The organism is Nannocystis pusilla (assembly GCF_020073745.1).
Taxonomy (GTDB): Bacteria; Myxococcota_A; Polyangia; order Nannocystales; family Nannocystaceae; genus Nannocystis; species Nannocystis radixulma.
Map to the genome: position 1 here is coordinate 16,266 of NZ_JAIRAU010000013.1, position 14,426 is coordinate 30,691.

At 71.2% G+C, this 14,426-nt stretch carries 12 protein-coding genes; 7 read left to right on the forward strand and 5 right to left on the reverse strand.

Translation table 11 applies throughout. The annotated features are described in order from the left end of the window. Positions 1-37: 37 nt before the first annotated feature. The 4 genes from K7C98_RS13145 to tgt form a co-directional block, all read right to left on the reverse strand. Positions 38-652 (reverse strand): RNA polymerase sigma factor, encoded by a 615-nt coding sequence (locus K7C98_RS13145; RefSeq protein ID WP_224191978.1) that lies wholly within the window; start codon positions 650-652, stop codon positions 38-40. A gap of 175 nt (positions 653-827) precedes the next feature. Further along, a complete protein-coding gene (locus tag K7C98_RS13150; RefSeq protein WP_224191979.1) occupies positions 828-2,762 on the reverse strand; it encodes an IgGFc-binding protein in 1,935 nt (644 codons plus the stop codon). Positions 2,763-2,835: 73 nt separating this feature from the next. Beyond that, entirely contained in the window at positions 2,836-3,639 is an 804-nt protein-coding gene (locus K7C98_RS13155) for an MnmC family methyltransferase (RefSeq protein ID WP_224191980.1), read from the reverse strand. Next, the gene (gene tgt / locus K7C98_RS13160) at positions 3,636-4,781 is read right to left on the reverse strand and encodes a tRNA guanosine(34) transglycosylase Tgt (RefSeq protein ID WP_224191981.1); all 1,146 of its coding nucleotides are present in this window, start codon (positions 4,779-4,781) and stop codon (positions 3,636-3,638) included. The genes K7C98_RS13155 and tgt overlap by 4 nt, the downstream gene beginning before the upstream one ends. Before the next feature lie 305 nt (positions 4,782-5,086). Here tgt and K7C98_RS13165 point away from each other — a divergent pair, with 305 nt between their 5' ends. Beyond that, a complete protein-coding gene (locus K7C98_RS13165) occupies positions 5,087-6,061 on the forward strand; it encodes a hypothetical protein (RefSeq protein ID WP_224191982.1) in 975 nt (324 codons plus the stop codon). A gap of 48 nt (positions 6,062-6,109) precedes the next feature. Here K7C98_RS13165 and K7C98_RS13170 read toward each other — a convergent pair whose 3' ends face one another. After that, on the reverse strand, positions 6,110-8,059 hold the full coding sequence (locus K7C98_RS13170; RefSeq protein WP_224191983.1) for a CotH kinase family protein: 1,950 nt from the start codon (positions 8,057-8,059) through the stop codon (positions 6,110-6,112). A 349-nt stretch (positions 8,060-8,408) separates the two neighbouring features. Between K7C98_RS13170 and K7C98_RS13175 the strand changes: the two genes are divergently transcribed. The 6 genes from K7C98_RS13175 to K7C98_RS13200 all read left to right on the forward strand — a co-directional run bounded on the left by K7C98_RS13175 (position 8,409) and on the right by K7C98_RS13200 (position 14,370). Then, positions 8,409-9,197, forward strand: a complete 789-nt coding sequence (locus K7C98_RS13175) for a hypothetical protein (protein ID WP_224191984.1) — start codon at positions 8,409-8,411, stop codon at positions 9,195-9,197. A 662-nt stretch (positions 9,198-9,859) separates the two neighbouring features. Continuing rightward, positions 9,860-10,612, forward strand: coding sequence for an alpha/beta fold hydrolase (locus K7C98_RS13180; RefSeq protein ID WP_224191985.1), 753 nt, complete (start codon positions 9,860-9,862; stop codon positions 10,610-10,612). A gap of 303 nt (positions 10,613-10,915) precedes the next feature. Further along, the gene (locus K7C98_RS13185; RefSeq protein WP_263429466.1) at positions 10,916-11,584 is read left to right on the forward strand and encodes a nitroreductase; all 669 of its coding nucleotides are present in this window, start codon (positions 10,916-10,918) and stop codon (positions 11,582-11,584) included. 408 nt (positions 11,585-11,992) lie between these two features. Continuing rightward, positions 11,993-12,406 (forward strand): DoxX family protein, encoded by a 414-nt coding sequence (locus K7C98_RS13190; protein ID WP_224191986.1) that lies wholly within the window; start codon positions 11,993-11,995, stop codon positions 12,404-12,406. 149 nt (positions 12,407-12,555) lie between these two features. Further along, positions 12,556-12,906, forward strand: a complete 351-nt coding sequence (locus K7C98_RS13195; RefSeq protein ID WP_224191987.1) for a hypothetical protein — start codon at positions 12,556-12,558, stop codon at positions 12,904-12,906. A gap of 162 nt (positions 12,907-13,068) precedes the next feature. Beyond that, entirely contained in the window at positions 13,069-14,370 is a 1,302-nt protein-coding gene (locus tag K7C98_RS13200; RefSeq protein WP_224191988.1) for a GON domain-containing protein, read from the forward strand. Positions 14,371-14,426 lie beyond the last annotated feature (56 nt).

Sequence of the window (14,426 nt, forward strand, 5' to 3'; positions counted from 1 at the left end):
AGGCAGGGTCGAAACGGCCCGGTCGCGGCACCAGGTCTCACGCCGAGCGCAGCTCGTCGCGGACGCGCAGCGCCCAGGCGTCGAGGTCGGCCAGCGTGCTCGTCAGGACATCGGGGGTCTCGGCGAGCCGCGTCATCGCCTGCTCGAGCAGGTGCCGGGCCCGCCGCAGGCGCGTACGCACCGTGCCCTCGGGGATCTCGAAGATATCGGCGACCTCGCGGGCCGTCAGTTCCTCCCAGTAGTAGAGCTCGACCAGCACCTGGCTCTCGAGCGGGATCTGGCGCAGCGCGAGCAGCAGGAGTCGGGTCTGCTGCTCGCGGGCGATGACGCTGCTCGGGCCCGGCTGCAGGTCGGCGACCGAGCGTTCGCCGAACTCGAGCCGCGCCCCGACCTGGTACGCCGCCCGGAAGTGGTCGTAGAGCACGTGGCGGGCGATGCCGAGGACGTACGCGCGGACGTTGCAGTCGCCCGGGATCCGCGGGGCGGCCTCGACCAGCTTGACCAGCGTCTGTTGGATGAGGTCGGGCGCGCCGGCGCGATCCTTGGTGACGAAGAAGCGAGCGACGGCCTCGTAGTGGCGCTCCACGAGGGTCCGCCCGGCCCGTTCGTCGCCTCCCTGCCAGGCCGTGAGCAACGCGTGATCGTCGAGCATCGTCGCCCTCATGGTACCCGCTCGCCCGCCCCGCGGCGACTCTGCGTGCTCGACGAGAAGAACACCTGCGCGCGGAGCCAGTCGAGGCCCGCGCGCGATTTGGCCGCCATCACGCGTGACCTTCGTGGCCGGCGCGCCGCGCTCCGGTCGCGCGGCGACAGCCCACGCCGGCGCGCTACTGCGGCTGCACCACGACCTCGTTGATCGCCCGGATCGCCGCCCCGCCGGGGTATGCGTACGACACGTGCTGGCTGAACGGGTTCTGACCGGTGGCCATCGAGCCCCAGCCCCACACCGTCACGCCGAACGGGTTGCTGCTCGACATCTCGTGGCGGCCGTTCGAGCACGCCCCGATGTCCATGAAGTTCCCGGTCACGAGGTCGATCCGCGTCCACTCCTGGTTCGCGCCGATCGGCTGCCACCCGCCGAGCACCCCCGCGCAACCGAGCGTCACGTCGGCGAATACCCCGTCGACCCGGTTGCGCACCACGACCAGCTCCGTCTCCGGGTACGTCGGATCGGTGAAGAACACGTATTTGTCGAGGTACTGGGCCGGAGGGATCACGTTGACCCACTCCGGATCGCCGCGGCTCTGGTAGGCCAGCCCGCCGGTCATGTAGCTCGCGAAGTAGAACGGGTGGTCCTTGTCCTGGCTGCGCACGATGAACGGCCCCGGCGCGTTGAACTCCGCCACCTGCCCGAGCCCGATCATCGCCGGCGCTCCCGGCGGAGCCGCCGGCTCCCACGTCAGCGTCGTCCCGTCGACCGCCCCGATCAGCCGCCACGGCGGCGACTCCTCGACGCCGTCGACGCGGTTGCGGTAGCGGACCGCCACGTACTCGCTGCCGAGCGCCTTGATCGGCGGCAGCTGCTGGTGCGCCCCCTCGCAGTACAGCGCGTTGGTCGGCACGTTCATGCAGCTCGCGCCGCCGAACACCCCGATCGGCTTGTTCGCCGCGATCGCCGAGCCCGTGATCTCGGCCGATTGCGCGATCTGCATGGTCTGCCCGCGATTCAGGTTGTACACGATCGGCACGCCCGCCGGCCCGCCTTGCACCCCGTTCCCGCCCTGGATCGCCGCCTTCGGGTCGATCGTCACCTCCGTCCCGTCCTGGTCGGCGATGATCGCCAGCAGCGGCTGGCCCGCCTGCCCCTGCGCGTAGGCGTTGGCGCCGATGTAATTCACGTCCCACACGCTCGTCGGCAGCAGCAGCGTCGCCGCCGTCAACGCCGCCGCCCCGCCGCCGTACGGCTGCATCTGGTAGGCCGACACCGGCACGTCGGTGGTGATGAGGAACCCGTGGCCGAACCCGTTCCCGATCACCTGCGTCTCGGCCGCCACCCCCGCCGGCGCCGGGCAGTCGACCAGGCTGCCGGCCGGGTTACGCGACAGGAACAGCAGCGCCACCTCCCCGACCGGCAACCCCATGTTCTCGTCGTAGGGCTGGTACGTGATGTTGGCGCCCTGCCCGCTCGGGATCCGCGCGAACTGGGCGACCGGCAGCGGCGCGCCGTTGTACTCGACCTGGATCTTCACCGGCGTGTTCCACGTGTTGGCGATGAACGCCGCGAAGCACGCCCCGTCGCCCTCGTTCAACAGCTCCGTCTTCACCGCCCAGTAGCGGCAGCCCTGCGAGCCCTCGAGCAGCTCCGCCGCCTCGCACGGCGCCAGCGGCGTACACACCGCGTCGACGCAGTACGTCCCCGGGCTGCACGACTCGACCACCATCCCGTCGCACTCGACCGCGTCGAGGTTGCGCGAGCACACCGGGTTGGCGCACGTCGGCTCCGTCGTCGACTCGCTGGTCTCGCCGGTCGTCGTGTCCGTGCTCGCGCTGACCGCCGTCGTCGACGACTCGCCGGTGGTCCCCGTCGGCTCGCTCGGGCCCTCGGTCGTCGTCCCCGAGTCCGTCGCCGACATCGAGCCCCCGGCCGTGTCCGACGTGCTCGTCGGCGCCGACGTCGGCGAATCGGTCGGGTCCACGGACGTCGCCGGCTGCTGCGTCGTCTGCGTCGCCGCCATCGTGTCGGTGCCACGTCCGCCGTCGTCGCCGCACGCCAGGGGGAGCGCCGCACATGCGCCAAAAAGCACGCCAACCGTCGTTCGCATGCGGTCCATGGAGCCCGCCCGTCCGCCCGCTGTCAACGCGGGTAATCCCTGCCCCCGCCTTTGCGGATTGCGGCTACGCGAACTGCGGGTGATTCACGACGCGCAGATACGCGTCGGCGGGCGCGTCGGCGGCGAAGCCCGCCGTCGAGCGACCGAGCCGCGCCAGCCAGCGACGGTCGAGCGGTCGCTCGAGATCGGCCAGGTCCACTGCCGCGCAGGTCGCAGCCTTGTGCGCGCCCGTCGGCTCGCCGACGCCGACGAAGAACCCGGCCAGCAGCAGCGCCGAGCGGACCGCCGTCGCTCCGCTGTACGTGTGCACCGTCGCCCCTGCGCGACAGCGGCCGCGCAGCGCCGTGAACGCCCCGACCGACCACAGCTCGGGGTTGGCCCGCGGCGAGAACGGATCCCAGAACACGACATCGGCCGCCGGGCCCTGCGCGAGCGACCCCGGCAGCTCGCCCGCGACCAGCTGCCACGACGTCCGCGCGGTCTCGTGAATCCCCGCGTCCAGCAGCGCGCGCGCAGCCTCGCCCGCCGCCCCTTCGAGGCCGAAGCTCGCCGCGTGATCGGGCCGCAGCGCGAGCGCCAGCGCGTCGAGGCTGCGCTCGAAGCTGACGATCGTCAGCCGCGCACCGGCTGTCCGCGCCTCCGACAGGCGCCACGCCGCGATCGCGTTGGAGCCGGCGCCGAGCCCGACGTCGAGCAGCACCAGCGGCTCGCCCCGCAGCAGCCGCGCGCCCAGGCGCGCCGGCTCGCAGTAGAGCCGGAGCGCCTCGACCGCCGGCCCGACCACCGGGTGCATCACTTCACCGACGCGGCGGTCGAGCATCGCCCGCGCGCCGCCGGTCGTCGTCACCACCTCGCACTCGTCGCTCACCCGGTCGCTCCCACGCGCCGATCGCTGTGCTCGTGGCGATCGATCGCCGCGAGCTTGTCGCGCGCGTACGCGGCGAAGCGGCCGGCCGCGATCGCGGCGCGGGCCTCCGCCATCAGCGCGTGATAATGATGCAGGTTGTGGAGCGACAGGAGGCGCGGGCCGAGCGGCTCGCTGCAGCGGAACAGGTGATGCAGGTACGCCCGCGTGTAGAGCTTGCAGGTCGTGCACGTGCACGCCGCGTCGAGCGGCCGGTCCTCCTTCGTCGTGCTCGCCCGCGTCAGCTTGACGCGCCCGGTCGAGGTGAACGCGGTGCCCTGCCACGCCAGGTGCGTCGGCAGGATGCAATCGAACATGTCGACCCCGGCGAGCATGGCGTGCAGCAGATCCGGCGGCGTGCCGACCCCCATCAAATAGCGCGGGCGATCGGCCGGCAGCAGCTCGGCGGCCATGTGGGTGACCTCCTCGCGCTCCGCCCGGGTGTCACCGACGGCGAGCCCGCCGATCGCGAAGCCGTCGAACGGATGCTCGGTGAGGAACGCCGCCGACTCGCGCCGCAGCGCCGGGAAGATCCCGCCCTGCATGATGGCGAACAGCGCCTGCGGCGTGTCGGTGCGGGCGGCCAGGCTGCGCAGCGCCCAGCGGTGGGTCCGCTGCATCGCCGCCCGCGTGGTCGCCTCGTCCGAGCGGGCGTCGACGCAGACGTCGAGCACCATCATGATGTCGGCCCCGATCGCCTCCTGCATCGCTATCGACGCCTCGGGCGAGAGCATGTGAAACTGTTGATTGGTGTAGCTGCGGAACCGCGCCCCGCGCTCGCTGATCACGCGATCGCCGGCCAGCGAGAAGATCTGATAGCCCCCCGAGTCCGTCAGCATCGGCCCGTGCCAGCCCATGAATCGGTGGATCCCGCCGACCCTGCGGAACAGGTCGGGGCCCGGTCGCAGCATCAAGTGATAGGTGTTGCCGAGCACGACCTCCGCGCCGACCTCGAGCAAGTCCGCCGGCGACAGGCCGGTGACCGTCGCGCGCGTGCCGACGGCCATGAACACCGGCGTCTCGATCCGGCCGTGCGGTGTCTCGAGCGCGCCGCGACGGGCGCGTGAGCCCGGGTCGACGGCGCTGACGTGGAAGGGGAAGCGCATGGGCGGCGCAGTGTATCGGACGAGCCCCGCCTCGTCGCCGAGACCGCGCCCCCGCGGCCGCGTCGGGCCGCCTCGCTCGCCCCCGGCGCCACGACCGTCACCAGGCATCCTCGCCCGCCCCTCGCGCCCCGCCCGCGACGCGTCGCGGCGCGCGCTCGTCTCGTGCTACCGTCGCTGCGATGGTCCGCCACGGGTCCTTCGTCGCGCTGCGGGCGCTCCGTGGTGGCGACTCTCCTGGCGCGACCACCAGCCGACCCCGCCTCGACGTGAGAACACTGCGAGATCGCCCGGTGAAAGGAATGGACATGTCCCTTCGCACCTGCCCTCCCGGACACATGCTCCTCCCGCTGCTGCTCGCGCTCGCCTGCGGCCCGCAGTCGCCCATGACCACCGACGAGCCCGCGTCCACCGGCGAGCCCGCCAGCGGTACCACGACCACCACGAGCACGACGGGGCCCACCACCACCGCGCCGACGCCCACCACCGGCACGACCACGCCGCCCACGGCCACCAGCGAGGACGACGCCGGCAGTACCAGCGAGGGCGCGACGTTCATCATCCCGCCCGAGCCGTGCCCCCTCGTGTCGGGCGGCGAACTCGACCTGCGCTGCAGCCAGCTCCCCTGCAGCCTGTGGCAGCAGAACTGCCCGCGCGGCGAGAAGTGCGTCCCCTTCTCCGCCGACGGCGACCCTGTCGTGGACAGCAGCCGCTGCGTCCCCATCCTCCCCGACCCCGGCCAGCCGGGCGAGCCGTGCACCGTCGAGGGCAACAGCGCCACCGGCATCGACAGCTGCGACCTCGGCGCGGTGTGCTGGGACGTCGACGCGGACACCCTGTCGGGCACCTGCGTCGCCCTGTGCGAGGGCTCCGCCGACGAGCCGATCTGCGACGACCCGGCGACCGCCTGCGCCGGCGGCGGCGACGGCGTGCTCAACATCTGCCTGCCCGCCTGCGATCCGCTGGCGCCGGACTGCGCCGCCGACGAGCTCTGCGCCGCCCTCGGCTCCGAATTCACCTGCCTCCCCGACGCCTCCGGCGACGAGGGCCAGGTCTTCGACCCCTGCGAGTTCGTCAACGCGTGCGAGCCCGGCCTGGCCTGCGCCGCGACTGCCGCGGCCTTCGAGTGTGACCCGAACGCCGCCGGCTGCTGCCTCCCCTACTGCGACCTCGACCTCCCGCCGAACTGCCCGGGCGCGATGCAGCAGTGCCTCCCGTGGTACCCGCCCGGCGAGGCCCCGCCCGGCCACGAAGACCTCGGCGTCTGCGCCGTGCCGCAGTGAGGGCGTCGAACGCCTCACGACGGCATCGCACCGCCGGAGTCCGCGCATTCACGGCGTCTGGCAGATGTACGGGAGCGGGGTGTCGCAGACCAGGTCGTTCCACAGCCCGGCGGACCACGTCGGGAGGTTGACGCAGTCCTCCTCGCCGACGTTGTTGGGCTCGCCCTCGTTCCACGCGGTGAAGCCGAGCGGCGTGCCATCGGTCCACACGAAGTCGTCCTCCGCGTCGATGTCGTTGAGGCCGATCCACCAGTCGCTGCCGGCCACGGCGAACGCCTCGGCGACGGCCCAGTCCTGGATCTCCTGGCTCGGGATCGCCAGCAGGTGACCGCCCTGGGCCACGCAGTCGGCCTCGGCCTCGGCGAACGGCAGGGCGACGAAGCAGAGCTGGGCGGTGCCGGGGCCCGGGAGGTCCTTCTCGACGCAATGGGGGCACAGCGGATCGTTGTCCCAGATCCCGTCGCAATTGTCGTCGTCGAGGTCGCAGACCTCCTGCGCGCCGGGGTGCACGGCCGGGTCGTTGTCGTCGCAATCGTCGGTGCAGGCGGAGAAGCCGTCGCCGTCGACATCGACGTCGCTGGGGACCGTGCAGGCGAGGCCGGCCTCGACCGAGGCGGCGCGCTGCATGAAGAAATCGACGTTGGCGGCGACCGCGTTGACGTGGTCGTCGCACTCCTTGCGCGGGTCGGCGGCGACCGCCGGGGCGATGCTCGCCCCGAGCTCGGCGGCCGCGCCGGCGAGGTCGAGCGCCTCCACGCGGGCGAGCACGTGGTCGAAGCTGTCGGCCAGCAGCTCGCGGCAGGGCAGCGACGCCGCGCACATCTGCGCCAGCCGCCCCTGGCCGCCGAACGGATCGAGGTGGTCGCGCAAGATCTGGTCGATCCCCCACGGCATGAACGTCCACAGCGCGCCGTCCTCCTGCGGGCGGTGGACGTAATAATTGTTCTTCGTCCACGCGTAGCCGTCCCAGTGGCCGAGGTACAGCTCGGTGGCGGCGAAATCGAGGTAGTTCGCCAGGTCGAGCACCGCGGCGACGTCGACGACGAACGTCGCGGGGTCGTTCATCGTGTCGAGCGCGGCGGCGAATTCGTAGAGGTCGGCGAAGCCGATGTCGTCGCCGTTGTCCTGGTCGAACGAGGGCACCAGCGGATCGTGAATGTCGCTGCCGTAGGCGCCCTCGTAGATGCTGCCCTTGTCGCTGCCGTACCAGTGGTCGAGGTACGGCTCGTTGTCGACCGACTCGACCGCCGTGTAGAGGCCGTAGGGCTCGCCGTTGACGCGTACGATCACGTGGCCGGCCCGCGGCGCGGCGATCCCGACGTCGCGGAACAGCATGTAGCCGAGGATCTCCTGCTGCATGCTGCAGTCCTGGACCATGTTGTTGACGGCCAGCTTCTCGAGGCCCAGGAGCAGCTGGTCGTCGACGTACCGGTCGAAGTTGAGGAGGAAGGCGGCCTTCTGGTCGAGGGTGCGGTACGAGCCGTAGTTGCCCTTGAGGCGCACGCCGATCTCCGGCAGCTCGTAGGTCTGGCCGTCGATCGTCGCCACGAGGTCGCCCTTGGTGTATTTCTTGCCGTCGGCGTTGAGGGCGGCGATCGCCTCGTCCGACAGGGTGATGTCGAACTCGGCCACGGCCCCGAACGCGAACAGCGGCTCGGCCTCGAGGTAGGGGTCGGTCTCGCCGGTGGTGCCGCTGGTGGTGTCGGTGTCGCCCGTCGACGCGGTGCCCGTCGTGCCGGTGGTCGTCGTTTCGCTGGTGGTGGCGGTGACGGCCTCCGTGGTCGTGCCGTCGGTCGTCGTCGCGTCCGTGGTGGCGGCGTCCGTGGTCGTCGGCGTGCCGGTCGTCGGCGCGGTCGTCGTCGGCCCGCCGGTGGTCGTGGTCTCGCCGCCGCTGGTGCCCGTGGTCGGGTCGGTGTCGGCGGTCGTCTGCGCCGAGGAGCCGGTGCAGGCGGCGGCGACGAGGAGGGGGGCGGTGCGATAGACGAAGTTTCGAGCCATGGTCCGCGACGGTACGCCGACCGCCCTCGAGGAGCAGGGTCGGCGTTTGCCGGTCAGGCGCGGGCGCACGGGCGCTGGCGTGCGAGGAGCGAGGTCCGGGGATGTCGCGTGTCCGCCCCCGCACGGCACCTCGACGTCCGCATGATGTCGCGCGCGGCGCATACCCACCCCGGATCGTTCACGGCCGCTTCGCCGGCAACGACATGATGCGAGCGCGAAGACGATGGTGATTCGCAAAGGTCCCGAGTGCGATGATTCGACGACGACCTGCGCCGGCGCCGCTCGCCGAACTGGCGACGTGTCCGAGGAGTACGCTTGCCAGGCGCCGCGCGCTCGCCCACACTTCGCCATGGCTTTCTCTTGTCTTCGAGTATTCGCCCTCGTGCTGTTCGTCGCCTGCGGTCCCGGTGCCGCCGACTCCGACACCGCGTCCAGCAGCGGCGATTCGCCGGCACCCACCACCGCTGACGATCCCACCACGACCAGTGACACCACGGGCCCGGCGCCGCCGCCCGAGTGCGAGAGCGCCGATCCCCTGGTCGCGGCCGGGTTCGCCGTCGAACTTCCCGACTGGCCGGCCGACGTCTCGCTGCCCACGTTCGAGTTCGTCGTATGTGACATCGACGAGGTCACCGCCGGCGCCGCCGGCGTGACGACGAAATTGACCTGCGACGTCGCGGGCGCCCCTCGACCCGTGGTCGTGACCATCGATGCCGCGCCCGAGGGCGAGGTCGTGTGGGCCGCCGGACAGACGGTCCGCCTGCGCCACGACGATATCGACGGCGACGGCTTCATCAAGTACCTCCACATGCGTCCGCTCGACGACGAGGACGACGTGCTGATCCTCGCGCTCGATTGGACGGACGGCGACGCCCTCGAGGTCTGGGCTGCGCCGCTGACGATCGACATCGAATTCGTCTGTGATCCCGAAATGGGAGCCGCCCAGTCCCTCCCGACCCTGCTGCGATTCGGCCTGCCCGGCATCTCGGACACCCTGGAGCTCGTCAGCGGCCACCGCGGCGTGCTCGGCCTCGGCGACGGAGAGCAATACGTCGTCGATCTGGCCGAGTCCTCCGGCAACGACCTCCACCCGGCGGATCGCGTGCACTTTCTGGTGCGCCGGACCGCCGCGTCGTGATCCTCCTCGCCGTCGGCGCCCTCGCCTCGTCGGCGACGAGGGCCTCAGCAAGTCCGTCGATTACCACCGGACCCGGGGGCGCCGTCGACCGTGGATGGGGTGCGAGTCGACGCGCAGGATCGACTGTTTCGAGCAGTACGAGAAATTCAAATTCAAGGCCGAGATTCCGAGCACCTGAGACCGCTCGGCAGTGCGTCTCCCCGACGTCGCCCCCACGTGGATCCACCCTCGGCGGCGGACCGAGATCCGCGTCTCCCCGAAGTGCTGTTCCTGCGTGAGCCGCAGGAGTAGGTCAAATTCAGCTCGAACTCACGGACGTCTGGACGCGCTCAAGATCGCCCGTCCTCGACCTCTCCCACGCGGACGGCGGACGACGTGGTCCGTCGCGGGTCGGCACGTGGTGTCCGGGAGTCGTCGATCGTCGCGCAGTCGCCGGCCGTCGCGTGGGAGCGTGCCACGCGAGGGCATCGTACGAGGGACATGCCGACGTCTCGTGGGACCTCGACATGGCGACCGCCCGGGCCTTCGGTCAAGCGTCCGACCGCGCGCAGCGCGTGCAAATTTTCGGCGCCGACGCTCCGCGATCTGCGAGGATTGACAGCCAGCGAGCGCCACAACTACCGTCCAATCGTAGGATCCAACGCTCGATGCTGAAACACCAGGTGACGAGATCCAATGAGCGTGACGAAGGAGGGAAGCACTTCGTGCTGGTACACGGGGCGTGGCACGGCGCGTGGTGTTGGGCGACGACCGCGCGGCTGCTGGTCGCCCGCGGGCACCGCGTGACGACGCTCGACCTCCCCTCGCACGGCGCCGACGAGACCTCGCCCGCCTCGGTGACGCTCGCCGACTACGCCGCGCGCGTGCTCGCGGCGCTCGACGCGATCGACGGGCCGGTCGTGCTGGTCGGCCACAGCATGGGCGGCATCGTCGTCTCGACGGTCGCCGAGGCGCGGCCGAGCAAGATCGAGAAGCTCGTCTATGTCGCGGCGTTCCTGCTGCCGAACGGGACATCCATGCTCGACGTCGCGTTGCACGACGCCGATTCGATGGCGACCCTGAACCTGGTCGTCAGGCCCGACGAGGGCGTCGTCGACATCAACCGCGACGCCGTCGGGGAGGTCTTCTACGCCGATTGCCGGCGCGAGGTCGTCGACCACGCGCGCACGCTGCTCAAGCCGAACCCGCTCGCGCCGCTGGCGACCCCCCTCGTCCTGTCCCGCGCCAGCTACGGCAGCGTGCGGCGATTCTACGTCTCGTGCGCCAAGGACCGGGCGATCACGCTCGCGACCCAGCGATTGATGGTCACGGAGATGCCTTGCGAGGCGGTCCACGAGCTCTACACCGATCATTCGCCGTTCTTCTCCCAGCCCGATCGCCTCGACGACGTCCTCGTCGAGCTCGCGCGAGCCTGAGCGACGCCAGCCACGCATGACCCGACGGTCGCCCGCTCGCCCGGGCGACACCAGCTCGCCGCGGGCGACACCGGCGTCTGCCGCGCGCCCGGCGAGACCCCGCGCGCCGCGAGCGACACCAGCCGTCGCGCCACGCTCGAGCAGCACCAGCTCGCTTGCACGCGGGGTACGGAGGCGTAGAGCTCCCGGGCGATCGTTCGAGTCACCTCATCACCCGGGAGAGCGCGAGGCTCAGGACGATCCGCGAGGGTGGCTTCGGTGTCACGGAGGCGGGCGTGCCGCGCAGACGGGGAGCATGCGATCTTGGACGTGTATGAGGCGGTCCGGAGCCGCCGGGCGGTGCGTGGATTCACCGACCGGCAGGTCCCGCGGGAGGTGCTGGAGCGCGTGCTGTCGGCCGCGGCCTGGTCGCCGTCCGGATCGAACCTCCAGCCGTGGCGGATCTACGTGCTGACCGGCGGGCCGCTGGCCGAGCTCAAGCAGCGCGCCGGCAAGCGCGTGGCCGCCGGCGACCCCTGGGACGAGCGCGAGTACGAGATGTACCCGGCCGCGCTGAAATCCCCCTATCGCGAGCGCCGCGCCGCGTTCGGCCAGGAGCGCTACAGCGCGCTGGGTATTACGCGCGAGGACTGGGAGGCGCGCCAGCGGGCGGCAGCCGCGAACTGGGACTGCTTCGGCGCGCCCGCGGCGCTGTTCTGTTACATCGACCGCGACATGGGCCGGCCCCAATGGGCCGACGTCGGCATGTATCTGCAGACCGTCATGCTGCTGCTCCGCGCCGAAGGGCTGCACAGCTGCCCCCAGATGGCGTGGTCCGTGTATCGCAAGACCGTCGCGGAGCTCCTGTCCCCGCCCGACGAGCTCATCCTCTTCTGTGGCATGTCGATCGGGTTCGAGGACGCCACGGTCAGTCACCGCCGGACGGGCCGGGCGCCGCTCGCCGAGACAGTCACGTTCGTCGACGGTTCGTAGGACCGTCGCAGCGGTCGATCGATCGCCGCGACGCCTCGGCGCCCTCGGCTGCGTTGATGCGAGATGTTCGAAGGAACAGGGCCATGAGGACATACGCCGTCCGGCCCCGGACGTCGCAACAATTCGGCCATGGCGACGATTTCCTGTCATTCGTGGCCCTCGCAACACGGCGCGCGGCCGATCGCCTGGCGCCCGACTCGCCAGGCAGACGCGAATGCAAGGACGGGCGGAGCGGCCTCGACCGCGCGAGCGACCCGACGCAGGAGGTCCGGGCGTTCGCTCCGCCCGCCGGACGGCCGGCGCTTCAGCGGCCGCGGCGTCGCGTTCATACGCGTTCGAGAGGGGTGTTGCGGCGAACCGACTGGCGCGGCGCGGATTCCGACGCCATGCAGCGACGGCCGAGGCGACATGACCCGCGATCCCCTGAAATATATCGTCCCCATCGGGCGCGTCCTGTTCGCCCTCGTCTTCCTGGTGGCGGCGCCGGGCCACTTCACGGCGGAGACGATCGACCAGGCCGCCGGCCACGGAGTACCGCTCGCCACGGTCGCCGTGCCGCTGTCCGGGCTCATGTCGGCCCTCGGCGGGCTCGGCGTCGCCCTGGGCTACCGCGCCCGGCTCGGCGCGTGGCTCATCGTCCTGTTCCTCGTCCCGGTCACGTTCATGATGCACGACTTCTGGGCGGCGACGGACCCCGCGGCGGCGCAGCTCCAGCGGATCATGTTCATGAAGAACCTGTCGATGCTCGGCGGCGCCCTGCTGATCGCCTACCACGGGGCCGGCCCGATCAGCCTGGACGCGCGGGCCGGACGCGACGACTGAGCGCGCTCGCCGGGGACGCGTGGTCGAGCATCCGACTCGCGCTCTCCACGGCTCGTCTGCGCCGAGCGCTCGCCGGCGCACGGCGGCGGCTCGCGGCGACTGCCCGCGCGCCGTTGTGACGGCGACCGGCCGCTGCTACCGTCGAAATCATGAGGACGCGCCATTTCGCCCGTCTCCTGGGTCTGCTCGCGCTGGCGCTGGTGACCGCCTGCGTGCCCCCGCGGCGCCGGACGTACTGCGGCGCATGGGCCGACGACGTCGCGATGTGCTGTCCCGACGAGTCCTACGACACGCTGCGCCAGAACTGTCAGTTCGACCTCGAACAGGCGAACGCGCACTCGCAGGGCTGCGGGCGCGCGATGCACGACTACTACGCGTGCATCGAGGAGGTCGCATGCGACGACGGCTGCCCTGGCGGCGGGCCCTACGACTGCGCGCAGGAGAACAGCGCCGTGCTCGGGCTCTGCGGGTCGGCGCCGCCTCCGCCTGAAAACCCGTGACGACCGCCGCGGGCGGTCACCGATTGTCGTACGAGACGACCTCCCGACAGCGCGGCGAGCTTGCCCCCCGATTCGGCGCGATGGCCGCCTGCGAGGAGCACAAAAAGTTCGAAGTTTTTTGGATCGCAACGGGATGGTCCTGGCTCTTCACCGTGAAACGCCATGTACCTGCGTAGCTCTTTCATTCTGGCCGCCCTGTTCGCCACCACCGCCTGCCCGCCGAGCTCGGGCACCACCACCGACGACCCGGTCACGACCGAAACCACCGACGAACCGGGCACCGCGGGCGAGCCGACCACCGACCCGACGACGACCGGGCCCGCCAACACCGCGCCGACGGCCCCGGTCGTCGCCATCACGCCTGCGAGCCCGACCCCCGTCGACGACCTGATCTGCTCCGTCACCACCGAATCGAGCGACCCAGACGGCGACGCCGTCACCTACACCTTCGCCTGGACCCGCGACGGCGTCGACGCCGGGTTGGCGAGCGGGACGGTCCCGGCCACCGAGCTCGCCGTCGGACAGGCGTGGGAGTGCACTGTCACGCCCTCGGACGGGGTCGACGAGGGGCTGTCCGGCACCGCCAAGGTCACGATCGGCTCGACGCCCGTCGTCGCCGAGACCTGCGCCGAGATCAAGGCGAACCAGCCGGGCGCGACCGACGGCGACTACACGCTCTACATCGGCAAGGACCCGAACAAGCCGTGGATGGCCCGCTGCAAGGACATGGACGCCGCCCCTGTCGAGTATCTCCCGCTCGTCCACGTCCAGGAGGGCCGCAACTTCTCGCAGTACACCGCCGGCGCCAGCTCGCCGGGCACCGACGTCCGCACCCGATTCACCCACCTGCGGATCGATCCGGTCACGCTGCTCGTCGACATCGACGACGTCACCTTCAGCAGCTCCACGGGCGAGCTGATGCACGGGGACGGCGCGGTGACGTCGATGCCGTACGCGGTCGCCGAGGGCTGCAGCGGGACGGAGAACGGCGTCGCCAACATCGACCTCGTCGGCACGCCCTTCAAGCTCAAGGAGTCGTTCTGCTCGGCGGGCTTCGAGGCGCTCGGAGGCGCGGTCCTCGGCATGTCGGATCAGGTCGCCGACCTCACCGGCGGCGGCTCCTGCGGCTGGACCGGCCCGACGAAGGACAACGGCTGCGTAGACAACCCGCAGAACAAGAGCAGCGGCTTCGTGCTCGACCTCGAGTACATCGACCCCTACGATCAGGCGTGCCAGGCGGTCTGCGACAGCGCCCTCGCGTGCGACATCTTCCCCGACCTCGCCACGTGCATGGCCGACTGCCTGGGCGTGAAGACCGGCGCCCCCGAGTGCGACGCAGCCATCACCGTGACCCACCACTGCGTGGCGATGCAGGACTGCGACGACCTGACAAAGACGCTCTACGATCAGATGTTCGGTGACTGCTCCGACGAGCGCATGGCCGAGGACGTCGTCTGCATGTGACGCATCGGCGGCGACCGCCGGCGCGATCGAAAGATGCGCCGATGCCGGCGAAAACG